Annotated in this window: 26 protein-coding genes; 3 read left to right on the top strand and 23 right to left on the bottom strand. The window is 70.5% G+C overall.

Features of this window, described 5'->3' with window-relative positions:
* Positions 1-13 precede the first annotated feature (13 nt).
* The 8 genes from VF592_RS01395 to VF592_RS01360 all read right to left on the bottom strand — a co-directional run bounded on the left by VF592_RS01395 (position 14) and on the right by VF592_RS01360 (position 5,622).
* Complete coding sequence (locus VF592_RS01395; RefSeq protein WP_331003805.1) at positions 14-469, bottom strand: hypothetical protein; 456 nt, start codon at positions 467-469, stop codon at positions 14-16.
* A gap of 9 nt (positions 470-478) precedes the next feature.
* Positions 479-1,021: a demethoxyubiquinone hydroxylase family protein gene (locus VF592_RS01390; RefSeq protein WP_331003804.1), complete on the bottom strand. Its 543-nt coding sequence runs from the start codon at positions 1,019-1,021 to the stop codon at positions 479-481.
* Positions 1,018-1,506: a disulfide bond formation protein B gene (locus VF592_RS01385; protein WP_331003803.1), complete on the bottom strand. Its 489-nt coding sequence runs from the start codon at positions 1,504-1,506 to the stop codon at positions 1,018-1,020. The genes VF592_RS01390 and VF592_RS01385 overlap by 4 nt, the downstream gene beginning before the upstream one ends.
* A gap of 3 nt (positions 1,507-1,509) precedes the next feature.
* A complete protein-coding gene (locus VF592_RS01380; protein WP_331003802.1) occupies positions 1,510-2,847 on the bottom strand; it encodes a S41 family peptidase in 1,338 nt (445 codons plus the stop codon).
* 60 nt (positions 2,848-2,907) lie between these two features.
* Positions 2,908-4,113 (bottom strand): murein hydrolase activator EnvC family protein, encoded by a 1,206-nt coding sequence (locus VF592_RS01375; protein WP_331003801.1) that lies wholly within the window; start codon positions 4,111-4,113, stop codon positions 2,908-2,910.
* A gap of 3 nt (positions 4,114-4,116) precedes the next feature.
* Positions 4,117-4,539, bottom strand: a complete 423-nt coding sequence (locus VF592_RS01370; RefSeq protein WP_331003800.1) for a 23S rRNA (pseudouridine(1915)-N(3))-methyltransferase RlmH — start codon at positions 4,537-4,539, stop codon at positions 4,117-4,119.
* A gap of 4 nt (positions 4,540-4,543) precedes the next feature.
* Positions 4,544-4,921 carry a ribosome silencing factor gene (gene rsfS, locus VF592_RS01365; RefSeq protein WP_331003831.1) on the bottom strand — a complete coding sequence of 126 codons (378 nt, stop codon included), beginning with the start codon at positions 4,919-4,921 and terminating at the stop codon, positions 4,544-4,546.
* An 89-nt stretch (positions 4,922-5,010) separates the two neighbouring features.
* Positions 5,011-5,622: a nicotinate-nucleotide adenylyltransferase gene (locus VF592_RS01360; RefSeq protein WP_331003799.1), complete on the bottom strand. Its 612-nt coding sequence runs from the start codon at positions 5,620-5,622 to the stop codon at positions 5,011-5,013.
* A gap of 62 nt (positions 5,623-5,684) precedes the next feature.
* On the opposite strand from VF592_RS01360, the gene VF592_RS01355 reads away from it, so the two are divergent.
* Positions 5,685-6,059 (top strand): DUF3667 domain-containing protein, encoded by a 375-nt coding sequence (locus tag VF592_RS01355; protein WP_331003798.1) that lies wholly within the window; start codon positions 5,685-5,687, stop codon positions 6,057-6,059.
* A gap of 33 nt (positions 6,060-6,092) precedes the next feature.
* On the top strand, positions 6,093-6,746 hold the full coding sequence (locus tag VF592_RS01350) for a hypothetical protein (RefSeq protein WP_331003797.1): 654 nt from the start codon (positions 6,093-6,095) through the stop codon (positions 6,744-6,746).
* Between the two features lie 113 nt (positions 6,747-6,859).
* On the opposite strand, the gene VF592_RS01345 is transcribed toward VF592_RS01350, so the two are convergent.
* The 13 genes from VF592_RS01345 to VF592_RS01285 form a co-directional block, all read right to left on the bottom strand.
* Positions 6,860-7,225, bottom strand: coding sequence for a hypothetical protein (locus VF592_RS01345; RefSeq protein ID WP_331003796.1), 366 nt, complete (start codon positions 7,223-7,225; stop codon positions 6,860-6,862).
* A 2-nt stretch (positions 7,226-7,227) separates the two neighbouring features.
* Positions 7,228-9,198, bottom strand: coding sequence for an ATP-dependent zinc metalloprotease FtsH (gene ftsH / locus VF592_RS01340; protein WP_331003795.1), 1,971 nt, complete (start codon positions 9,196-9,198; stop codon positions 7,228-7,230).
* Positions 9,199-9,286: 88 nt separating this feature from the next.
* Positions 9,287-10,252: a tRNA lysidine(34) synthetase TilS gene (tilS, locus tag VF592_RS01335; RefSeq protein WP_331003794.1), complete on the bottom strand. Its 966-nt coding sequence runs from the start codon at positions 10,250-10,252 to the stop codon at positions 9,287-9,289.
* Between the two features lie 35 nt (positions 10,253-10,287).
* Positions 10,288-11,205 carry a hypothetical protein gene (locus tag VF592_RS01330; RefSeq protein WP_331003793.1) on the bottom strand — a complete coding sequence of 306 codons (918 nt, stop codon included), beginning with the start codon at positions 11,203-11,205 and terminating at the stop codon, positions 10,288-10,290.
* Between the two features lie 81 nt (positions 11,206-11,286).
* A complete protein-coding gene (locus VF592_RS01325) occupies positions 11,287-12,279 on the bottom strand; it encodes a helix-turn-helix domain-containing protein (protein WP_331003792.1) in 993 nt (330 codons plus the stop codon).
* A gap of 106 nt (positions 12,280-12,385) precedes the next feature.
* Positions 12,386-14,659, bottom strand: coding sequence for a phosphoenolpyruvate--protein phosphotransferase (gene ptsP / locus VF592_RS01320; RefSeq protein WP_331003791.1), 2,274 nt, complete (start codon positions 14,657-14,659; stop codon positions 12,386-12,388).
* Positions 14,660-14,712: 53 nt separating this feature from the next.
* Positions 14,713-15,330 carry a peptidylprolyl isomerase gene (locus VF592_RS01315; protein ID WP_331003790.1) on the bottom strand — a complete coding sequence of 206 codons (618 nt, stop codon included), beginning with the start codon at positions 15,328-15,330 and terminating at the stop codon, positions 14,713-14,715.
* Between the two features lie 13 nt (positions 15,331-15,343).
* Positions 15,344-16,366, bottom strand: coding sequence for a Holliday junction branch migration DNA helicase RuvB (gene ruvB / locus VF592_RS01310; RefSeq protein ID WP_331003789.1), 1,023 nt, complete (start codon positions 16,364-16,366; stop codon positions 15,344-15,346).
* Positions 16,367-16,519: 153 nt separating this feature from the next.
* The gene (locus VF592_RS01305) at positions 16,520-16,828 is read right to left on the bottom strand and encodes a virulence factor (protein ID WP_331003788.1); all 309 of its coding nucleotides are present in this window, start codon (positions 16,826-16,828) and stop codon (positions 16,520-16,522) included.
* Entirely contained in the window at positions 16,797-16,985 is a 189-nt protein-coding gene (locus tag VF592_RS01300) for a DUF5397 family protein (protein WP_331003787.1), read from the bottom strand. Before VF592_RS01300 ends, VF592_RS01305 begins: the two co-directional genes overlap by 32 nt.
* 21 nt (positions 16,986-17,006) lie before the next feature.
* Positions 17,007-17,603: a Holliday junction branch migration protein RuvA gene (ruvA, locus tag VF592_RS01295; RefSeq protein WP_331003786.1), complete on the bottom strand. Its 597-nt coding sequence runs from the start codon at positions 17,601-17,603 to the stop codon at positions 17,007-17,009.
* A 31-nt stretch (positions 17,604-17,634) separates the two neighbouring features.
* Positions 17,635-18,120 (bottom strand): crossover junction endodeoxyribonuclease RuvC, encoded by a 486-nt coding sequence (gene ruvC / locus VF592_RS01290; RefSeq protein ID WP_331003785.1) that lies wholly within the window; start codon positions 18,118-18,120, stop codon positions 17,635-17,637.
* 240 nt (positions 18,121-18,360) lie between these two features.
* Positions 18,361-19,104, bottom strand: a complete 744-nt coding sequence (locus VF592_RS01285) for a YebC/PmpR family DNA-binding transcriptional regulator (RefSeq protein WP_331003784.1) — start codon at positions 19,102-19,104, stop codon at positions 18,361-18,363.
* A 93-nt stretch (positions 19,105-19,197) separates the two neighbouring features.
* On the opposite strand from VF592_RS01285, the gene VF592_RS01280 reads away from it, so the two are divergent.
* The gene (locus VF592_RS01280) at positions 19,198-20,652 is read left to right on the top strand and encodes an ATP-binding protein (protein ID WP_331003783.1); all 1,455 of its coding nucleotides are present in this window, start codon (positions 19,198-19,200) and stop codon (positions 20,650-20,652) included.
* Positions 20,653-20,659: 7 nt separating this feature from the next.
* Here the strand turns inward: VF592_RS01280 and VF592_RS01275 are convergent, their stop codons facing one another.
* Complete coding sequence (locus VF592_RS01275; RefSeq protein WP_331003782.1) at positions 20,660-21,073, bottom strand: type II toxin-antitoxin system death-on-curing family toxin; 414 nt, start codon at positions 21,071-21,073, stop codon at positions 20,660-20,662.
* A gap of 204 nt (positions 21,074-21,277) precedes the next feature.
* The gene (locus VF592_RS01270) at positions 21,278-21,559 is read right to left on the bottom strand and encodes a DUF2312 domain-containing protein (protein WP_331003781.1); all 282 of its coding nucleotides are present in this window, start codon (positions 21,557-21,559) and stop codon (positions 21,278-21,280) included.
* Between the last annotated feature and the right edge of the window lie 94 nt (positions 21,560-21,653).

The following is a 21,653-nucleotide window of genomic DNA, read 5'->3' as shown; positions in this document are numbered from 1 at the left end:
TGGACGCGAGCGCCTATTGCGGCTCGCGCGACCGCTCCAGCTCGCGCGCGGCATTCTCGCGGCGCGACTCGCGCACGCGCTGGGCGAAGCAGCCGGTCTGCCCGCCGGGGCCGACCGCCGAGCAGCTGCCGATCGAGTTGACCCCCGCGCCCGCCTCCAGCGTCGCGCCCGATCGCGCGGCCCATGCCTGGTTCTCCGGCGTGATCTCCAGCTCGCGCAGTTCCTTGGGCACGCGGAACTGTTCCTGCGCCGAGCGGCGCGAGCAGACCACGATCTCGTTGCCGGCGTCGTCGGTCGGGCAGCGCTGGTTGCCGTAGAGCACGAGCACGCCGTTGACGGGCGCCCCGCGCGCGACCTCGCCCGGCGCCGGCGCCGTCACCGGCTTGGCAGCGGGCACACCGGGGCCAGCGACCTGCTGCGCTTGGAGGGGCGCGGCGACCGCGAGCGCGGCCAGGATCAGTTTGTGCATCGTCACTCCTCAAATCCGCTTGGCGGCCGCGATGGCGACTTTGCAGCCCAGCCGTATGAGCCCGCTCATCACCGGATAGCCCCACACATTCTCCGCCCCCGCCGCGATGGCGTGGTCGCGGTGCTCCAGCTCCTCCGCCTGGAAGTCGGCGATCGCGGCGGACAGCTCGGGATCGCTGTCGCCCAGTTCGACGAGCTGTTCGGCATAATGTTTGTCGATCTCGGTCTCGACCGCGGCGGTGCACGCCATCGCCGCCTCCGGCCCGATCGCCGCCGTCACCGCGCCCAGCGCGAAGCCCGCGACGTTCCAGAAGGGCTGGAGCAGCGTCGGCCGCACCCCGCGCTCGACGATCATGCGGTCGAAAAAGGCGCGGTGCCGTTCTTCCTGACTCGCCATGTGGTGGATCGCGCGCGCGGCCGGGTGACGATCGCCCAGCACGGCCAGCTGCCCCGCATAGATGCGCGTCGCGCCATATTCGCCAGCCTGGTCGACACGGATCATCGCTTCGGTGTCGATCGCCCGGTCGCCGGGCCGCCAGGTCGCATCCGTCATCGCGCGCGTGTCCTCTTCATCAGCAGCGCCAAGATGGTGAGCGCCCCCCCCAGCGAGAAGAGGGCGTTATACCCCGCCAGCGACACGCCGCCCAGCGTCCAGGGCGCCCGGTCGCACCGCACCAGCGGGGCGTTCAGGATCGCCGCCAGCCGATCCTCCGCGCTCGCCCCGCCCAGCGCCACCGTCGAGGTGCAACTGGTGATCCCGCGCCACCAGCCATATTCGACGCCCGCATGGAACACGCCGATCGCCCCGGACACCGCGATCAGCGCCGCCGCCAGCACGACCAGCATCACCCGCGCCCGTCCGCCGACCGCGAAGGCCAAAGCCGCCACGACGACCGCCGCGTAATGCGGCCAGCGCTGCCAATGGCACATCTCGCACGGATACAGCCCGCCCAGCAGCTGCGACCCCCACGCTCCGGCCAGCAGCGCCGCGGGGACCAGCAGGGCGATCAGCCGCGCGCGGTCGAACGATCGGCCCAATTGCTACTTCTTCACCGCCGGCCGCGTCACCGCCGCGACCTGCGCCGCGCCGCCGAGCCGCGCGATCGTCTTCAGCGCATATTGCAGCTGGAAATCCTCGACGCCCTGCTTCTTCAGCTCCTCGGGCGTCGCAGTGAAGCGGGGATCGTCCTTGACGTCTTCTTCCAGCACCTTGTTGTCGGCCTTGACCTCGTTGATCAGGTGGCGGCGCAGATCGGCCTCGCGAAAGACGGGACGGTTCTTGCGGTCGGGGTCGCTCAGCTGCGGCACGGCGATGTCGGGCTCGATCCCGCCCTCCTGCACCGACTTGCCCGACGGGGTGAAGTACCGCGCCGTGGTCAGCCGTAGCGCGGTCTGCGGGCCGACCGGCAGCAAAGTCTGCACCGATCCCTTGCCGAAGGTACGCTCGCCCATGACGATCGCGCGGTGATGGTCCTGCAACGCGCCCGCCACGATCTCCGACGCCGACGCCGTTCCCGCATCGACCAGCACGATCACCGGCAGGCCGTGCGCGGCATCGCCCGGCTTGGCGAAATAGCGCTCGATATCGGTCCGCTCGCGCCCGCGCTGCGACACGATCTCACCGCGTTCCAGGAACGCGTCCGCCACCTCGATCGACTGGCTCAGCAGCCCGCCGCCATTCTCGCGCAGGTCGACGACATAGCCCAGCGGGCGGCGCCCCAGCGCCTTTTCGACCGCCATCAGCGCCGCGCGCGTATCGGCGCCCGTCTGTTCGGAGAAGGTGTTGATGTTGATATAGCCGACATCGCCCTTCAGTTCCCATTTCACCGGGCGCTGGACGATCACCTCGCGCATCATCGACACCTCGACCGGCTTGTCGCGGCCGGGGCGCACCAGCGTCAGCCCGATCTTGGTGCCCGGCTTGCCCCGCATCTGCCCGATCGCCTCGTCCAGCGATGCGCCGAAGATCAGCTTGCCGTCGATATGGGTGATGTAATCGCCCGACTTCACCCCCGCGCGGTCGGCCGGGGTGTCCTCCTGCGGCGCGATCACCTTGACCGCGCCGTCCTCCATCGAGACGGTCAGGCCCAGCCCGCCATAATTGCCTTCGGTCTGGATGCGCAGATTGTCGAAATCGAGCGCATCGACATAGGAGGAATGCGGATCGAGCGAGGACAGCATCCCCGCGATCGCGCCCTTGATCAGCGTCTTGTCGTCGACCTTGTCGACATAATCGGCCTTCACCCGGTTGAACACGTCCAGGAACTGGTCGAACTCGCGATACGTCTCGGTATCGGCGGCGGCCATCGCGGCGGTGGCGATCGGCACCAGCGCCAGCGCGCCGACGATCGCGGTGGCAGTGAGAAGCGGGCGAGGCATGGGCGGGACGGTCCTTGGGTCGCGGGAGGTGGGCACAGCTTAGCGCGGTCCGCGACCGTATCAAAGCCGGCGGGTTAACGAAGGCTGACCGGGAGCCAGAAGCGCCGCGATGTCGACCGGCCGGCCGCGACGGCGAAGTTCCACCGCGATCTCCGGCGCGTCGCCCGGCGGCGCGACACCGATCGGAGCGCCCTTGGCCAGGGTCACCCCCGGCCGGACGCGCACCGCGCCCAGCCCGGTCAGCGTGGTCGACCAACCCGCGCCGTGATCGATGACGGCCACCCCGCCATAGCCGCGGTAACGCCGCGCATAGCGGACGACCCCGCCCGCGGGCGCGACCACCACCGCGCCGGGCCGCACCGCGAAGCTCAGCCCGCGTGAGCGCACCCCGGCCGGCGACACCGCGTCGAATCCGGTGACGAGCCGCCCGATTACCGGCAGGCGATAGGCGTCGCTGCCGCCGAAAACGGGCCGGACATCGGGCGCCAACGGGCGCGGCAGCGGTGCGGGAAGCGCGGCCAGCATACCGGCGGTCGCCTCGTCGCGATCCGCCTCGTCGATGCGGTCGACCAGGTCGCGCGCCCGTTCCCCCAGCGCCAGCGCCCGGTCGCTTTCGCTCAGCGCGCCGCGGCCGAGCATGTGCGCCTGCGCCCGGTGGCGGGCCTCCGCCCGGGCCAGGGTCACGCGGTCCGCCTCCAGCCGCGCTCGCCCGTCGCGCAGCGCCGCCGCCGCGATCGCGGCACTGCGTTGAAGCCGCTGCGCCCGCGTCAGCTCGACCCGCACCGCCGCCGTGCGTGCCTCCACCACCGGCAGCGCCCCGCCGAGCACCGCGCGCAGATGGACGAGGTCGGCGACCGATCCGGGCTGCGCCACCGCTGCGATCGCCGGACGTCGCGCCAGCGACTGCAGCGCCGCGAGCAACCCGGCGACCGGCGCCTGCGATACACTCAGCCGCGCACGTTGCGCCGACAGCAGGTCGTCGACCACGGCCACCCGCGCGCGCGCCGTTTCCAGCTCCGCCTCGGCGACCTTGACCCGTGCCGCCAACGCGCGCTCCTCGGCCGCCGCGCGCGACGCGGCGTCCTTTTCGGCGGCGGCGGACCGGGCGAGCGCGTCGGCGCGGCGCGCGGCCAGCGCCGCGTTGCGCCTGGCATCGGCCAGCCGACGCTGTTCGGCCGCGAGATCGGATGCCGGATCGGCCGTCTGCGCGGCGACGCTGCCCGCTAGGGCGAGCACCAGCGCCAATCCGATCCCCGTCCGCCTCACGCGCTATCCTTCGCGGTGATAGGGATGGTTGGCAAGGATGCTGGTCGCCCGGAACAACTGCTCCGCCAGCATCGCGCGCGCCAGCAGATGCGGCCAGGTCGCGCGGCCGAAGGACAGCAGCAGGTCGGCCCCGTCGCGCGCCCGGTCGTCGAAGCCGTCGGCCGCGCCCAGCAGGAACCGCGTCTCGCGCACTCCTTCGTCGCGCCAGCGTTCGAGCCGGTCGGCCAGGGCGCGCGAGGCGAGCGCGTCGCCCTTCTCGTCCAGCACCACGCGCATGGTACGCGGCGGCTCGGGCGGCAGCCTGCCGCCGCTGTCGGGCAGCTCGGTCACCCGCGTCGGCCAGGCGATCCGCGCTAGATACCGATCGACCAGCTCCGCCTCGGGCGAGCGGCCGATCCGGCCGCGCGCGACGATGTGGAGCAGCATGGGGTCAGGCTTGTGGCGTCTGCGGCACGGCGGGCGGCACGACCGGGTCGGCGGTGGCGGTCGGGTTCAGCGTGTCGCCGAACGCCCACATCTTCTCCAGATTGTAGAAGGTGCGCACCTCGGGCCGGAAGATATGGACGATCACGTCGCCCGCGTCGATCAGCACCCAGTCGGCGGTGGGCAGTCCCTCGATCCGCGCGGGACGCTTGAACTCGCCCTTGATCTTCTCGGCCAGCTTCATCGCCATCGACGCGACCTGGCGCGTCGACCGGCCGCTGGCGATCACCATGTGATCGGCGATGGTGGTCTTGCCCGCGAGCGGGATCGTCATGAGGTCGACGGCCTGGTCGTCCTCCAGCGACTGCATGATGACGGCGTGCATCGCCTCGATCTCCTGGACGTCGGTGGTCCGGGCCGGAGAAGCTTCCGGCGAAGACTGGGCGGCGGGGGAAGTGGCGGGCAAGACGGCTCCTAAGGTCGGGCAGGATATGGTGCGTGCGGACGGCGATGCCAGTCCGGGTCGGCCGCGCGGATATCGGTCGCGGAAGTCGGGTCGGGGCGGAAGCGCAGCAGCACGAGCGCCGGCAATCTCCACATCGTCCACTCGGTTCCCTGGCGCGCGGGCCGTCGAAAGCGCCGCAACCAGCCCATCGCCGGATCAGCCAGGGCGGCGCCATCATATCCCGGTCGGGCCAGCACCGCAATCGCAACCTCGCGCCCGATCCCGCGCCAGTCCCGCCACCGGTGGAACTGCGCCAGATTGTCCGCCCCCATCAGCCAAACGAAGCGCGTATCGGGGTGGCGGCGCTTGAGCGTGCGGATCGTGTCGATCGTGTAGCGCGTCCCCAGCCGCGCCTCGATCGCGGTCGCCCGGATCGGGGCGCGTCGCGCCATGTGCCGGGCCGATGCCAGCCGCGCCACCATCGGCGCCATGTCGGCCGCCCCCGCCTTTAGGGGATTGCCCGGCGAGACCAGCCACCACGCCTCGTCCAGTCCCAGCGCGCGGATCGCGTCCAGCGTGATCCGGCGATGCCCCCGGTGCGCCGGGTTGAACGACCCGCCGAGCAGCCCGACCCGCCTCACGACCGCGATCCCGTCATCCGATCCCCCTCGCCTCGCGACGGCAAGGTTGATATCCTGGCGCCATGACGGGGGAAATGGCTGCGGCCGGGGATCTGGTATCGGGGGCTCTGACCGCGCGCGCGGTGGAGGGGTCGGCGGGCGAAGGGCGATCGGGCGGCGATCACCCCGCCACCTGCCTCAATTGCGGGACGGGGCTGATCGGGTCCCATTGCCACCGCTGTGGCCAGTCGGGGCACGTCCACCGCAGCGTCGGCGCGATCGGCCATGAACTCGCGCACGGCGTGTTTCATTTCGAGGGTAAGATCTTCCGCACGCTGCCCATGCTGGTCTTCCGCCCCGGCGCGCTGACCCGCCGCTACATCGCCGGCGAACGCGCGCGTTTCGTGTCGCCGCTCGCGCTGTTCCTCTTCACCGTGTTCGCGATGTTCGCCGTCTAAAGCTGGGTCGGCCCCAGCGATTTCACCAAGGGCATGACCGACGGCCTGACCGATGCCCGGACCGGTTTCGACCAGTCGCGCGCCAAGATGCAGACCCGGATCGCCACGCTCGAACGGCAGCGCCGATCCGCACCGGGCGCCGAGGTCGCCGAGCTGGACCGCGACCTCGCCGAAGCGCGCGAGGACGTGGCCGAACTCGACCGGTTCCACCGCGGCATCACCGCCCGCAAGACCTCGGACCGGACCGACGCCACCGCCGGCTGGTTCCAGCGCAATTTCGACTATGCCCGCGCCAACCCCGCCCTGGTCGCCTACAAGGTCCAGTCGAGCGCGTATAAATATAGCTGGGCGCTGATCCTGCTCTCGGTCCCGCTCGTCGCCCTGCTCTTCCTGTGGCGGCGCGGGTTCAACCTGTACGATCATGCGATCTTCGCGACCTACTCGATCGGTTTCATGTCGCTGCTCGTGATCGTGCTCGAATTCTGGCTGGCGCTCGACCTGCCGGAAGTGGGTTTCTACCTGCTGCTGCTCGTGGTGCCGCCCGTCCATATGTTCGCGCAGTTGCGCGGCGCCTATTCGCTCCGCTGGTTCTCCGCGGCATGGCGCACGGTGATGCTGTGCTTCTTCGCCTTCTGGACCTTGGTCTTCTTCGTCGTCAGCCTGTTCGCGATGGGGGTGTCGCACTAAGGTCCGTCGCGGCGACCCGGCACCGGCCCGCTCCCCCTCGGGATCATCCCAGACGGGTGACCAGACGGCCGCGCGGGCCGGCGCCATCTTCCCGCCGGTGGACGGGAGCGACGTCAGCGGCAGGGAAAGCGTGCCGACATCGCGCGGACGAACCCGTCCTTCAGGCTCATGCCCCGCTCGGCGGGCGGGATGGCGTTCATCGCGCTCATCAGTTCGGCGGGCCCCATCTTCGCGCCCTTGGGCGGACAGGCGCGCGGCGGCAGCCCGGCGGCGCGGCGTTGCGCACCCTCTGCCTTGAGCTGCCGGGCGACGCCCGTCATCTCGCGCTTGAGCAGTCCCAGGTCGCTGGAGAACAGCGCCATCGGCCCCTTGGCGGACAGCGCGTTCGCCTTGGCGATGAACTCGCCCACCGTCATCGCCGCCTGAACCGGCGCGGCCAGACCCAGGGCCATGGCCGCGCCCAGCACCAGTCGCTTCACCCTCACGCCCCCAGCGGACTCGGCGCCCCGAACGGACCGCTCGGCCGCCGCGTCTTGGGCACCGACGTGCCCGCGCGCGGGATGCTGGTCTTGGGACCCTGATCGGCACGGTCGATGCCCTCGCCCGCGATCAGCTTCTTGATGTCGTCACCCGACAGCGTCTCATATTCGAGCAGCGCGTCGGCGACCGTGTGGAGCTGGTCGACATGCTCCGTCAGCAGATGCCGCGCGCGGTCGAGCCCGCCCTCCACGATGCGCTTGATCTCCTCGTCGATCAGTTCGGCGGTCTGGTTCGACATGCGCGCGGGGCGACCCGACGAATAGCCCAGAAAGCTCTCGCCCTCCGGCTCGCCATATTCCACGGGGCCGACCTTGTCGGACATGCCCCAGCGGGTGACCATGTCGCGCGCCAGGTTGGTCGCGTATTGGATGTCGCCCGACGCGCCCGACGACACCTTGTCATATCCGAAGATGATCTCCTCGGCGATGCGCCCGCCCATCGACACCGACAGGTTCGCGTACATCTTGTCGCGGTGGTAGGAATAGCTGTCGCGCTCGGGCAGCCGCATGACCATGCCCAGCGCCCGGCCGCGCGGGATGATCGTCGCCTTGTGGATCGGGTCGGACGCGGGTTCGTGCATCGCCACCACGGCATGGCCCGCCTCGTGATAGGCGGTCATGCGCTTCTCGTCGTCAGTCATGACCATCGAGCGGCGCTCGGCGCCCATCATGACCTTGTCCTTGGCTTCCTCGAACTCGGCCATCGCGACCAGGCGCTTGGCCTTACGCGCCGCGGTCAGCGCCGCCTCGTTGACGAGGTTCGCCAAGTCCGCGCCGGAGAAGCCGGGCGTGCCGCGCGCGATCACACGGGCATCGACGTCGGGCGCCAGCGGCACCTTCTTCATGTGCACTTCCAGGATCTTGATCCGGCCCTCGATATCGGGGCGGGGCACGACCACCTGGCGATCAAAGCGACCCGGCCGCAGCAGGGCGGGATCGAGCACGTCGGGGCGATTGGTCGCCGCAATAATGATGATGCCCTCGTTCGCCTCGAAGCCGTCCATCTCGACCAGCAGCTGGTTCAGCGTCTGCTCGCGCTCGTCATTGCCGTTGCCCAGCCCGGCGCCGCGGTGGCGCCCGACCGCGTCGATCTCGTCGATGAAGACGATGCACGGCGCCGACTTCTTGGCCTGTTCGAACATGTCACGCACCCGGCTCGCGCCGACGCCCACGAACATCTCGACGAAATCGGAGCCCGAGATGGTGAAGAAGGGCACACCCGCCTCGCCCGCGATGGCGCGGGCGAGCAGGGTCTTGCCGGTGCCGGGCGATCCGACCAGCAGCGCGCCCTTGGGGATCTTGCCGCCCAGCCGCGCGAACTTGGTCGGGTCCTTCAGGAACTCGACGATCTCCTCCAGCTCCTCGCGCGCCTCGTCGATGCCCGCGACATCGGCGAAGGTGACCTTGCCTTCCTTCTGCGTCAGCATCTTGGCGCGCGACTTGCCGAAACCCATCGCGCCGTTCGCCCCGCCGCCCTTCTGCATCTGGCGCAGCACGAAGAAGGCGATGCCCAGGAACAGCAGGAACGGCAGCGACTGATAAAGCAGCACCATCCAGATCGAGGGACCTTCCTCCGCCTTGGCGGTGAAGGTCACGCCCTTCTCGCGCAGCTTGGCGATCAGGGTCGGGTCCTGCACGGCGGCGGCGCGGAACTTCTCGCCCGATGACAGCGTCCCCGCGATCGTCTCGCGCGAAATGGTCACGTCCTTGACCGTGCCCTCGTCTACCTTGTCCAGGAAGGTCGAATACTGGATCTGATTGCCGCTCGCCGCGCCGCTGCGACCGTCGAACATGGTCACGAACAGCGCCAGCGACAACAGGATACCCACCCAGATGAGCAGGCTCTTCATCCAGGGATTGTTGGGGCCATTGCCACCATTGTCGGACGGGGGCTGCTTGTTGTCGTCGTTCATGCCGCTCAAGATAAGCGCGCCGGGGTTAATGGCAATGGAACAACGACGCGGTTCGCACGGTGAAATGGGCGCTTCGGCGCCGCTATCGTCATCCCCGCCGCGGCGGCGCGGGGCGCAGGCGCCAGCGACCGTCGCGCACCGAGGCGAGAATGCCCGCCTGTGTCACGCGCCGGCCCTGTTCCAGCCCGTCGAGCAGCGCCTCGACATTGCTCGCTTCGCCGAAGCCCGGCTCGAACAGCCCGGCGGCATCGCGCGCCACCGTCACCGCCCGCCGGACGAGCCGCCGGCGCACCTCGCGCGGCAGGTCGGCGGCGTCGACGCGCACATCGCCGCCGTCCACGGTCGCCCGCGCCACCCATAACCAGTCGACGACCGCCCGCAGGTCGCCGTCCGCCTCCGCCAGATAACCCGCCGAGCGCGCCAGATTGGCGGGGCCGAGCCACTCATGGGCGTCGAGCAGGTGGCGGACGCGCGTGCGCTCGAACCGGTCGTCGGCGTTGGACGGGTCGTCGATGAACGGCAGCCCGCACCGGCGGGCGAGCGCGCGCAGCTCGGCCCGGCGCCAGTCGAGCAGCGGACGGACGACCGTCAGCCCCGCGATCGTCGCGCGCGCGCGCACCCCGGCCAGCCCGGCCAGCCCCGCCCCTCGCCCGGCGCGCATCAGAAAGGTCTCCGCCTGATCGTCGGCATGGTGCGCGGTCGCCACCACGCCGATGCCGCCAGCCAGGGCCCAGCGCGCGAGCAACGCGTAACGGACCTCGCGCGCCCTGGCCTGGATGCCCGCCCCGGCGATCGCCGCATCCGGCGCAAGCGTCGCATGGGCCACGCCTATCCGCGCGCATTCACGCGCGACGAGCACCGCTTCGTCCACCGCCTCCGGGCGCAGGCCGTGATTCACCGTCGCGGCCGTGACCCGTCCGTCCAGCGCCTCGGCGGCGAGCGCGAGCATCGCCATGCTGTCCGGCCCCCCCGACACCGCCAGGCCGAGCAGGCCGTCAGGCGCCCGCCCCAATGCGTGCGTCAGGTCGGCGCGGAACCGTGCGGCGTCCTCCACCCGGCTCTAGCCTCCGCCGCCCGACCTGCCCGCGATCACGAACATTTCGCGGCCGCGCGCCCCCTGGCGATGTCGGCCTTCATCTGCGCGCCGATCTTGGCGCCGTACACGTCGCTCAGCTCGCCATAGACCTTGCAGGCATCGGCGGGCTTTTTGAGCGTCTGGAGCGCCTGGGCCAGATAATAGAGGCTGTCGGGCGCGCGCTCGCCGTCGGGCATCTTCTTGTAATTGTCGTAAAAGGCGATGGAGGCAAGCGAGGGCTTGCCGCCGTCGAGATAGGACCGGCCCAGCAGGTTCTGCGCATAGGAGGCGCGGCGGTGCTTGGGGTAGGTGGCGACCACCTTTTTCAGTTGCGCCTCGGCCTCCGTGTAGCGCTTGGCGGTCCACAACCGATACCCGTACATATAGGCATCCTCGCCCGCGTCGCCCGTGTCCGGCTGAACCACGGCCGGGCCGCCCGCCTCCGCCGAAGCGGGACGCACGGCGGCCGGACGCGGGGCGGGGCGCGGCGCGCTGGCCTCGGAATCCGTCTCGGGCTCCTCGTTCCGCGGCGGCCGGGCGGCGGGCGCGGCGGCGCGGTCCTCCACCGCCTTCAGGCGGGCATCGGTCGCGCTTTTATAGGCGGTGAAGCCCTCGTCGATCTGACGGATGCGGAACTGGTTCTGTTCCACCTGACCGGTCAGGGTCGCCAGCTGCTGCTCGAGCGAGGCGAGGCGCGCGGTCAGGTCGGCGACGGGGCTCGACGCGGATGCGCCCGGCGGGGGCTGGACGCCCGTCTGCTCGCGCTCGATCTCCGGCTGGAGCAACTGGCCCGAACCGCCGGGAAACACCTTACGCTGAACCGCGCGCATCTCCGATTCGAGCTTGCCGACCCGACCCTCGACGCTTTGCGCGACGGCAAGGCCGGGCACGAGCATGGCGGCGGCCGTCGCAGCCAACAGGAACAGACGCATGGTTCGACACCCCCCGGTGTGATGGTTGTTGGTGGATCGCATAGCTGGGCCCGGGCACCTGTCGCCAGGCTTAAGCGCCGGTCAGCGTCGGGCGCGGCTCTGCGCACGGATGCGGGCGGCCGATTCGAGGTTGGCGCGCTGGGTCTCGGTCAGCACGCGGCGGGGCCGGGCTTGCGGCGGCGCACGGCGCGGCACGGCGCGGGCGGCGAGCACCGTTCCGACCGCGACCGGAGCCGCCATCGCGGTGGCGCCCAGGGCAGCGGCATCCAGGGCGGCATTCGGACCGGAAGGCGCAGGCGCACCCGACAGCCGCTCGGCGATCGCCGCGCCGCTCACGCGCACGTCCTTGATCGGCCGCTCGCCGGTGCCCAGCGGAGGCACCGCCGATCCGTTGAGCGTCACCTGCAGCTTGTCGGGCCGACCGACATTGATCTTCGGATCGCGCGCCTGGGCGGGCACGTCGAACCGTTCGCCCGGCTTCATGGTGCCGATATACAGCGTCTTGTCGTCGGCGTCGTAGACCCGCAGCCATACCTCGTCGGATGCCGCGAGCGTGACCTGCCCGCCGCTCGCCGGTGTCGGCGAGGGTTGCGGCGCGGCCGGGACCGCGGCGACCACCGCATCGGGCGTGCTCGTCGTCGGTTCTCCGCCCGTGCCGAAACGCGTGCTCGCGAACCACAATCCGCCGAGAATCAGGATGGCCAGCGCCAGTCCGGCGGCGATCACCGCCAGCCCGCGCGAGGGAACCCGTGCCGGATCGGCCATCTCGAACGGCGTATATTCGGGTTTGCGCGGCCCGGCACGGTCGACCTCGGCGCGGACCTGCTTGGCGATCAAGGCGTCGCTCACCCCGACCGCGCGGGCATAGGCGCGGGCGAAGCCGACCGCATAAGCGCCCGATGGCAGAGTCGCATAAGCCCCCGCCTCGATCGCCTCCAGATGGCGCAACGGAACGCGAGTGCGGGCGCTGACATCGTCCAGCGTCAGGCCCCGCGCCTCGCGCGCGGCGCGCAGGGTCGCGCCCGCCGGCTCGGGCCCGGTCGCCCCACCTTGAACCGGATCGCCCTCTGTCATGCCCACTCCGCACTCGGGCCCGGCGCCCGCCGCGCCGCCCCGTCACCGGATGTCCCAGAGCACCGGGGGCGTGTCAACGCGGGACGGAAATCGGTTGGTCGAATCCTCAGGCCAGTTCGACGCCCTGCTCGACCGCCCAGGCCCCCAGATCGGCCCTGAGGGTGCGGGGCGGGGCCGTCCCGAGCAGTTCCGCCATGCGCGCGCGCAGCGCCCGGCGGTCGAGCGAGCGGATCATCGCCTTGACCGGGCCGATCGCGGCGGGGGTGATCGACAGCCGGTCGATGCCGATGCCGATCAGCGCCATCGCCTCCAGGGGTCGCCCGCCCATCTCCCCGCAGACCGCGATCGGGACGCCCGCCGCATGGGCCTGGTCGGCGACCCGCCGAAGGAAACGCAGGATCGACGGCGACAACCAGTCGTACCGCTCCGCCAGCTTGGGATTGGCGCGGTCGGCCGCGAACAGGAACTGGGTCAGGTCGTTGGTGCCGATCGACAGGAAATCGACATTGGGCAGCAGCACGTCGAGCTGTTCGGCAAGCGCCGGCACCTCCAGCATCGCGCCATAGCGGACGCCCGTCGGCGGCCGCCGGCCGCGTCCCGCGATCCAGGCGCGCTGCGCCTCGAACAGCGCCTTGGCCTCGTCGAACTCCCAGGGCTCGGACACCATCGGGAACATGACGTTCAGCGTCCGCCCCGCCGCCGCTTCCAGCAACGCGCGCGCCTGCGCCTTCATCAGACCGTCGCGCTCCAGGGCGACGCGCAGCGCGCGCCAGCCCATGGCCGGGTTCTCCTCGTCCTCCGCCGACGTGTTGAGATAGGGCAGCGCCTTGTCGCCGCCGATATCGACCGTGCGGAACACCACGGGGCGCTGCCCCGCCACGTCGAGCACGTCGCGGTAGAGCCGCTGCTGACGCTCGCGTTGGGGCAGGGTCGCGGAGACGAGGAACTGGAATTCGGTGCGGAACAGCCCGATCCCGTCCGCGCCCGTGACGTCCAGCGCATGGACGTCGTCGCGCAGGCCGGCATTGACCATCAGCGTCACGCGGTGGCCGTCCGCGGTGACCGGCGGCACGTCGCGCAGCGCGGCGAAGGCGGCCTTGCGCTTCTGCTTCAGCAGCAGCTTGGCCTCGAACGCCTCCTCCATCGCCGGGGTCGGCCGCGCGAAGACGTTGGCCTCCCCCACATCAAGCAGCAACAGGTCGCCTTCCGCCACCTGCCGCCGGATGTCGCGCGCGCGCCCCAGCACGGGCACGCCCATGGCGCGCGCGACGATGATGACGTGCGCGGTGAGCGACCCTTCCTCGAGGATCACGCCCTTCAGGCGGCGCCGGTCATATTCCAGCAGCTCGGCCGGCCCCAGGTTGCGCGCGATCAGGATCGTGTCCTGGCGCAGCCCCATCTGCGCCGCCGTCCCCATCTGCCCCGACACGGTGCGCAGCAACCGGTTCGCCAGATCCTCCAGGTCGTGCATCCGGTCGGCGAGCAGCGGGTCGTCGATCTGGCGCATCCGCTGGCGGGTGCGCTGCTGGACGCGCTCGATCGCGGCCTCGGCGGTCAGCCCGCTGTCTATCGCCTCGTTGATCCGCCGCGCCCAGCCCTCGTCATACGCGAACATCTTGTAGGTCTGGAGCACCTCGTCATGCTCGCCGCCGCCGCCGAACTCGGCTTGGGCGGCCATGCGGTCGATCTGCTCGCGCATCTTGTCGAACGCGGCATAGACGCGGCGGCGCTCCGCCTCGGTATCCTCCGCCACCGTGTGTTCGATGACGATGCGCGGCTGGTGGAACACCGCGCAACCCGACGCCATCCCGTCGACCAGCTTCAGCCCCATGATCCGCATCGGCGCGGTCGATTGCGGGCGGCTGGGGACGTCGCCCCCGTCGATCAGCCCGGCATTGGCGATCAGCTCGGACAAGACCATCGCCACCGTCTGCAGCGCCTCGATCTCGACATCGGCATAGGCGCGCGGCTCGGCATGCTGGACCGCCAATACGCCCACCGCCCGCTCGCGCCGAATGACGGGGACGCCGGCGAAGCTGTGATATCGCTCCTCCCCCGTCTCGGGCCGATAGGCGAAGGCCGGGTGCGACGCCGCCTCGTCCAGGTTCAGGATCTCGCTGTTCTTCGCGATGGTGCCGACCAGCCCCTCGCCCATCGCCAGCTTGGTGACATGCACCGCCTCCTCCGCCAGCCCGCGCGTGGCATAGAGTTCGAGCACCCCCTCGCGCAGCAGATAGATCGAGCACACCTCGCCCCCGATCGCCTCGCCGACGATCTGGACGACCTGGTTGAGCTTGGCCTGGGCCGGGCTGCGCGCGGCCATGACGTCGTGGAGACGGACGAGGATCTCGCGGGCGGAGGCGGCGGCCGATAGGGGCATGATGGCCGGGTACTACCTTCCCCCCCGCCTGGGAAGGGAGGGGAATACCGCGATCAGCGCGCCCGCCGCGCCGAGAGGACGCGCACCGGCGCCGCGAGCATCTGCCCGCGCATCGCCGCCTCCCCCTCGGTCGCCGAGGTCGGCGCGGCGAGGATGCGCCGGACCACGTCCATGCCCTCGACCACCCGCCCGAACGCCGCGAAGCCCTGATCGTCGCCCGGCTGGCCCGTTCCCGCGTCGAGCGAGGGGATCGCGCCCACCGTGATGAAAAAATCCGCGCGCGCCGTCCCCGGCGCGGCGCGCGCGAGCGAGATCGTCCCGTCCTCGTGGCGGAGCCCGGTGCGGCTCGTCGGCTCATGCGCGATCGGCGGAAAGAAGTTCGCCGGGTTGCGCACCCCGCCCTGGATCAGCCCGGCATCGGTGCCGAGCCTCATCGCGCGGTAAATGGTCACCCCGTCGAGCCGCTTGGCGTCGAGATAGCGCAGGAAGTTCGCGGTGGTGACCGGCGCGCGGCCCCGGTCCAGCGCCAGCGTGATCGGCCCCTCGGCCGTGGTCAGCACCACGCGCACGGTATCGACCGGCCGGGGCGCGACGGTCGGGGGCGCGACGGCCGGGGCCGCCGCCGCCTGGGGAGCGGAGAGGCTGAACAGAACGGCGGCTAGCGGCGACATGGGAAACCCTTTCTCAATCGAACAACCCGTCCTGGCTCCCGGCCGGCGGGTTCAGCCCCAGATGCTTCCATCCGCCAGCATTCAGGCACCGCCCGCGCGCCGTCCGGGCGATCAGGCCGAGCTGGATCAGGAAGGGCTCGATCACCTCCTCCACCGTGTCGCGCGGCTCCGACAGGCCCGCCGCCAGCGTCTCGACGCCGACGGGACCGCCCCGGTACACGTCGGCGATCATCGTCAGATAGCGCCGGTCCATCGCGTCGAGGCCCAGCCCGTCCACCTCCAGCCGGTTCAGCGCCGCGTCCGCCACCTTCGCGTCGACCATCCCCGCCCCCGCCACGTCGGCGAAGTCGCGCACCCGGCGCAGCAGCCGCCCGGCGATGCGCGGCGTCCCCCGCGACCGCCGCGCCACCTCGGCGGCGCCCTCGGGCGAGATGGCGAGGTCGAGCAGCCCCGCCGCGCGCGTGACCACGCGCGTCAGTTCCTCGACCGAATAGAATTGCAGCCGCACCGGGATGCCGAACCGGTCGCGGAGCGGCGTCGTCAGCAGCCCCTGGCGCGTCGTCGCCCCGACCAGCGTGAAGCGCGGCAGGTCGATCCTGATCGAGCGCGCCGACGGTCCCTCCCCGATCATCAGGTCGAGCGCGCGGTCCTCCATCGCCGGATAAAGCACCTCCTCGACCGCGGGCGCGAGCCGGTGGATCTCGTCGATGAACAGCACGTCGCCATCCTCGAGATTGGTCAGCAGCGCCGCCAGGTCGCCCGACTTGGCGATCACGGGCCCCGACGTGGCGCGAAAGCCCACCCCCATCTCGCGCGCGACGATCTGCGCCAGCGTCGTCTTGCCCAGCCCCGGCGGCCCGAAGAACAGCACATGATCGAGCGCGTCGCCCCGCGCGCGCGCGGCTTGGATGAACACCCGCAGATTCTCGCGCGCCGCCTTTTGCCCCACGAAATCGTCGAGCGACTTGGGACGCAGCGCGGCGTCGACATCTTCGGGGCGGCGGGCGGGGGTCAGCAGGCGATCGGCATCGGTCACGCCGCCGTCCGTAGCGGACGAAGACTCGCGCTGTCGAGGACGTGGGCGGTGACGTCACCCGTGCACCGGACGAAACATAGGTCGGGCCGCACCAACCGCGACAGCGATGGCCGAAGCGGGCGGCCACTCGGTCGCGGAGCTATGGTCGACGGTTCACGATTTCATGAAATCGGTGAAGTCGCTCCAATGCTCGACCTTGAATGCGCGGATATCGCGTACGCAGATCGGAAACCACGGTAGCGCCTTGAGAGCGTTCATCGCCAGGGTCACCGCGACTAGGCTGTCGCCTTGCGACACGTAGACGCTGCCTTGCACGCGCGCAAAGCCATAGCGGTTCAGGACCGCGCCGATATCCGCATAAGCCTGGCTGACGCCCTTTGGATGCGTCGCCCTGGTCTGGTGGAGAAGGAGATCAAGCCGATCGCGAACATCAATCGTCCGTCGGATCAGCCAGGATCGCACTGACCGGATAGTCCAGATGTTCGTCGGATTCGAGAACATGGATGCGCATCTGCGGTTCGCCCGATGCCGCCGCCTCGGCCGGCGCGACGATCTCATAGGCGGGACCCACCAGGCCGAAGCGGCGAATCGTTCCCATCAAAACGCCCATGTCGACCATCCGCGCCTCCTTCAGCGGTTCCTAGCGCGACGCCTTGCGCAGCGCCAGCCGGACCAACGCGTCCAGGGTGGAACCCGGCCCCAGTTCCTCCTCCGCCTGCGCCACCGCGCCCGCCGCCTCGGCGGGGCGGAAGCCCAGGTTGAGCAGCGCAGAGACCGCGTCCGCTCCCGCCCCCGACGGCATCGCCTGCGCGGCGGCGGCGGGACCGAGCGCGACGCCGCCGATCCGGTCCTTGAGCTCGCGGACGATCCGCTCGGCCAATTTGGGGCCGACCCCGTTCGCGCGCGCCACCGTCGCCTTGTCCTGCGCCAGCACCGCGCGGCTCAGATCGGCGGGCTCCAGCGCCGACAGGATGGCGAGCGCGACGCGCGCCCCGACGCCCTGGACGCCGGTCAGCAGCCGGAACCAGTCGCGCTCGGCGGCATGGGCGAACCCAACCAGGCGGATGGAATCCTCCGTGACCAGCATCTCGGTGAACAGCGTCGCGGCCTCGCCGGTCCGCCCCAGCGCCGCCAGCGTCCGCGCCGACGCGCCGACCAGATAGCCGACGCCGCCCACGTCGATCACGGCATGGTCGATCCCGGTGGCGTCCAGGCGCCCTTTCAGATGTGCGATCATGCCGGCGGGTTAGGGGATCGGCCCGCGCCCGTCACCCCATCCGCCGCGCGGTCGCCGCGTGATGCGCATGGGTGATCGCCACCGCCAGCGCGTCGGCCGCGTCGGGGCCGTCGATCCTCGCGCCGGGCAGCAGCCGCGCGACCATCGCCTGGACCTGCGCCTTGTCGGCGTTGCCCGTGCCCACCAGCGCCTTTTTCACCAGCCGGGGCGCATATTCCCCCACCGCCAGCCCGAACCGCGCGAGCGCGCAGAGCGCGACGCCGCGCGCATGGGCGAGCTTCAGGGTCGATTGCGGGTTGGTGTTGACGAACACCTCCTCGACCGCCGCGCCCTGCGGATCATGGTCCGCGAGCAGCGCCGCGATCTGGCTGTCCAGATGCGACAGCCGCGCGGGCAGCGCGGCGGTGCTGTCCGTCTTGAGCCGGCCATTGCCCAGATGGGCGAGCCGGTTCCCCTCCGCCCGGATCAGCCCCCAGCCCGTGGTGCCGAGTCCGGGGTCGAGGCCGAGGATGATCATGCCCGGTTCGCGCGAAGACGCGAAGACGCGAAGGAGAAGGGGTTCGCGCGGAGGCGCGGAGGCGCGGAGAAGGTTGCTTGCCGCGCAAGCGGCTTTCGAACACACCGGACGCGATTCGACGATGCCGCTGGCGCGGGAAGGGTGCGGCGGCCGACCCGCGCATCCTCTCCGCGCCTCCGCGCCTCCGCGCGACCAAATCCTCTTCGCGCCTTCGCGCCTTCGCGCGAACCGATCATCGCCCTACCCCAACCGCTCCATCACCTCGTCGGACACCTCGTAATTCCCCCACACCGTCTGCACGTCATCGTCGTCGTCGAGGGTGTCGATCAGCTTGAACAGGGTCGCCGCGTCGTCCTCGCCCACCGCCACGCTGACCTGCGGTCGCCAGGCGAGCTTGGCGCCCTCCGCCTGGCCCAGCACCGGCTCCAGCGCGCGGGCGACCTCGTGCAGGTCGCCCTGCGCGGTCCAGATCTCATGGCCCTCGTCGGACGAGGTGACGTCCTCCGCCCCCGCCTCCAACGCGGCTTCGAACACCTTCTCCGCATCGCCCGCCGACGCCGGATAGTTGATCAGCCCGACCCGGTCGAAACCGTGGCTCACCGACCCGCTCGCCCCCAGATTGCCGCCATTCTTCGCGACCGCGGTGCGGACGTTGGTCGCGGTGCGGTTGCGGTTGTCGGTCAGCGCCTCGATGATCAGCGACACGCCGCCGGGGCCGAACCCCTCATAGCGCACCTCCTCGTAATTCTCCGCGTCGCCCCGGCTCGCCTTGTCGATCGAACGCTGAATATTGTCCTTGGGCACCGAGGCCGCCTTGGCGGCGTTGACGGCGGCGCGCAGCCGCGGGTTCATGTCGGGATCGGGCAGCCCCATCTTCGCGGCCACCGTGATCTCGCGGCTCATCTTGGAAAAGGAAGCGGAGCGCTTCTTATCCTGCGCACCCTTGCGGTGCATGATGTTCTTGAACTTGGAATGGCCTGCCATTGGGTGCCTCTATCGGGGATCGCGGCCCTTTAACGCCGAACCGAGCGACACGGCAATTGCCCGTCGCGTCCGCTTCCGCCAAACGCGGGCGGGATGACGGTAGCTGTGGATTTAGGGGTGGACGAGCGGGGCGGCTCGGTCACGGTGGACCTGGAAGAATTGATGGCGACCCGCCTGCTCGTCCAGGGCAATTCGGGCTCGGGCAAGTCGCACCTGCTGCGCCGCCTGCTCGAACGCTCGGCCGGCCAGGTCCAGCAGGTCGTGGTCGACCCGGAAGGCGACTTCGTCACGCTGGCGGGGCCGCACGGCCATGTGGTGATCGAGGCGGCCGATTATTCGGAACGCGAGATCGCGCGCTTCGCCCAACGCATCCGCGAGCACCGCACCTCCGTGGTGCTGTCGCTCGAAGGGTTGGAAGCGGAGGGCCAGATGCGCTGCGCCGCGCAGTTCCTGGCGGCGCTGTTCGACGCCCCGCGCGAGCATTGGTATCCCGCGCTCGTCGTCGTCGACGAGGCGCAGCTCTTCGCGCCGACGACCGGGGGCGAGGTGTCCGAAGAGGTGCGCCGCGCGTCGCTGGGCGCGATGACCAATCTCATGTGCCGCGGCCGCAAGCGCGGCCTGGCCGGGGTGATCGCGACGCAGCGCCTCGCCAAGCTCGCCAAGAACGTCGCGGCCGAGGCGTCGAACTTCCTGATGGGCCGCACCTTTCTCGACATCGACATGGCGCGCGCCGCCGACCTGCTCGGCATGGAGCGCCGCCAGGCGGAGGCGATCCGCGACCTGCCGCGCGGCAGCTTCCTGGGGCTGGGCCCGGCCGTCTCGCGGCGGCCGATCACCGTGCGCATCGGCGCGGTCGAGACCTCCGCCCGCAGCGCCAGCCCCAAGCTCACCCCGCTTCCCCAGGCCAGGCCGATGGACCTGGCTGGCCTGCTCGCCGAGCCCGACGCGCCCCAGCTCCCGATGAGCTTCGACCCGCGCCCGCGCCCCGTGCCCGTCGACGAGCTGGACCGGCGGATCGGTCGTCCGGAACCCGTGGCGACGCTCGCCCCGCTCCCGACCCGGTCGGACGAGGAGGAGGAGGCGATCTACACCGCCGTGCTGCGTGCGGTGGTCGCCGACGCCGATTCGGCGTTCCGGCCGACGGCCGAGCTGTTCCAGGATTTCCAGGTGCGGTGCCGCATGGCGGGCCTGCCCAGGCCCGCGCTCGACCTGCCCGCCTTCACCCGCCGCCTGGCCTGCGCGCGCGCGGGCGTGTTCAACGTGACCGATCCCGACTGGCAGGACGCGCTGGCGCTCGGCGCCACGCTTCCCGACGACATGCTGGGCGCCTTCCTGCTGGTCGCCAAGGCCGCACGCGAGCGCCGGGCCTGCCCCTCCGACGCCGAGCTCGCCCGCACCTACGGCACCAGCTCGATCGGCCGCGTCCGCCGCCTGATCGGCTATATCGAGACCCGCGACCTGTTCGTCACCCGCGTCGACCTGTCGGGCAAACGCTCCATCGCCATCCCCCGACTGGGCTGGACCACCGAGCCGGCGGAGGCGGCCTAGAGCAGCCTCACGCTGTTCGCCTGATGCCGAACGGTCGCAGATACGATCGCAGCTGCTCGGCCGTAATGTCGTGCCGCACCAGCATCTCGACCCACCTACCGAGAGTGGGCGCTTCCGGGTCCTCGTCGGCGACCACGATGTCATAGCCGTCGATAAGGAGGAACTCGATCATCGCCGCTGTAGCGGTCCGCTTGTTCCCGTCCGCGAATCCGTGATTCTTCGCCAGCGCAAGGCAGAGCTTCACCGCCAGCGCGAGAACATCCTCCTGGCCTTCATAGAGGAACAGATTACCGGGCGCGGCGATCGCGCCGTGAACGAGATTGACGTCCTTTATGCCCGCCAGGCCACCATAGAGTCGGATCTGCTCATCGTGGATTTCAGCGACATCCTCGAACGTCAGCCATAATGGCTCATCGTCCAAGATAGCGTAGCGTGTTCTCAAATCGCGCGTTGATCTCGGCTCGCAACGCCTTACGATCGGCTTCGCGACGCGGGTTAGCCTTGAGAACCTCGCGCTCCTCCTCGGGAGGGCGGCTAGCGGTAGCCATCGGGACCTCTTCTCTATGCGGACATGTACGTTCCGTAACAGCGAGACGGAGAAAAATCGAGCCCGCCTCGCCTAAGGTCAGATCATCCCCAGCGCCTGCATGTACACCTCCAGGATCGCCTCCTCCTCCTGATATTCCTCCTTCTTCTTCTTGCGGATCGAAAGTATCTTGCGGATCGCCTTGGGGTCGTAACCGCGCGACTTGGCTTCCCCCATAACGTCCTTGATGTCGTCGGAGATGCCCTTCTTCTCCTCCTCCAGCCGCTCGGCGCGCTCGATGAGCAGCTTCAGTTCGTCCGCCGCGACATGCCCGCCGGTACGGCCCGCCTCGCCCAGTTCCTCGACCATGAAATCCCCCATGGCGGGCGCCTCCTGGAGCAGCCCGCGTCCCTCGATGTTGATGATGCTGGTCGGCCGGCGGAAACCGCCCGCGCCGATGAAGGGGGGCTTAGGC

The organism is Sphingomonas sp. (genome assembly GCF_036388435.1).
Taxonomy (GTDB): domain Bacteria; phylum Pseudomonadota; class Alphaproteobacteria; order Sphingomonadales; family Sphingomonadaceae; genus Sphingomonas.
The sequence above is the reverse complement of the archived record's forward strand: the minus strand, read 5'-3'. Positions and strand labels throughout refer to the sequence as shown.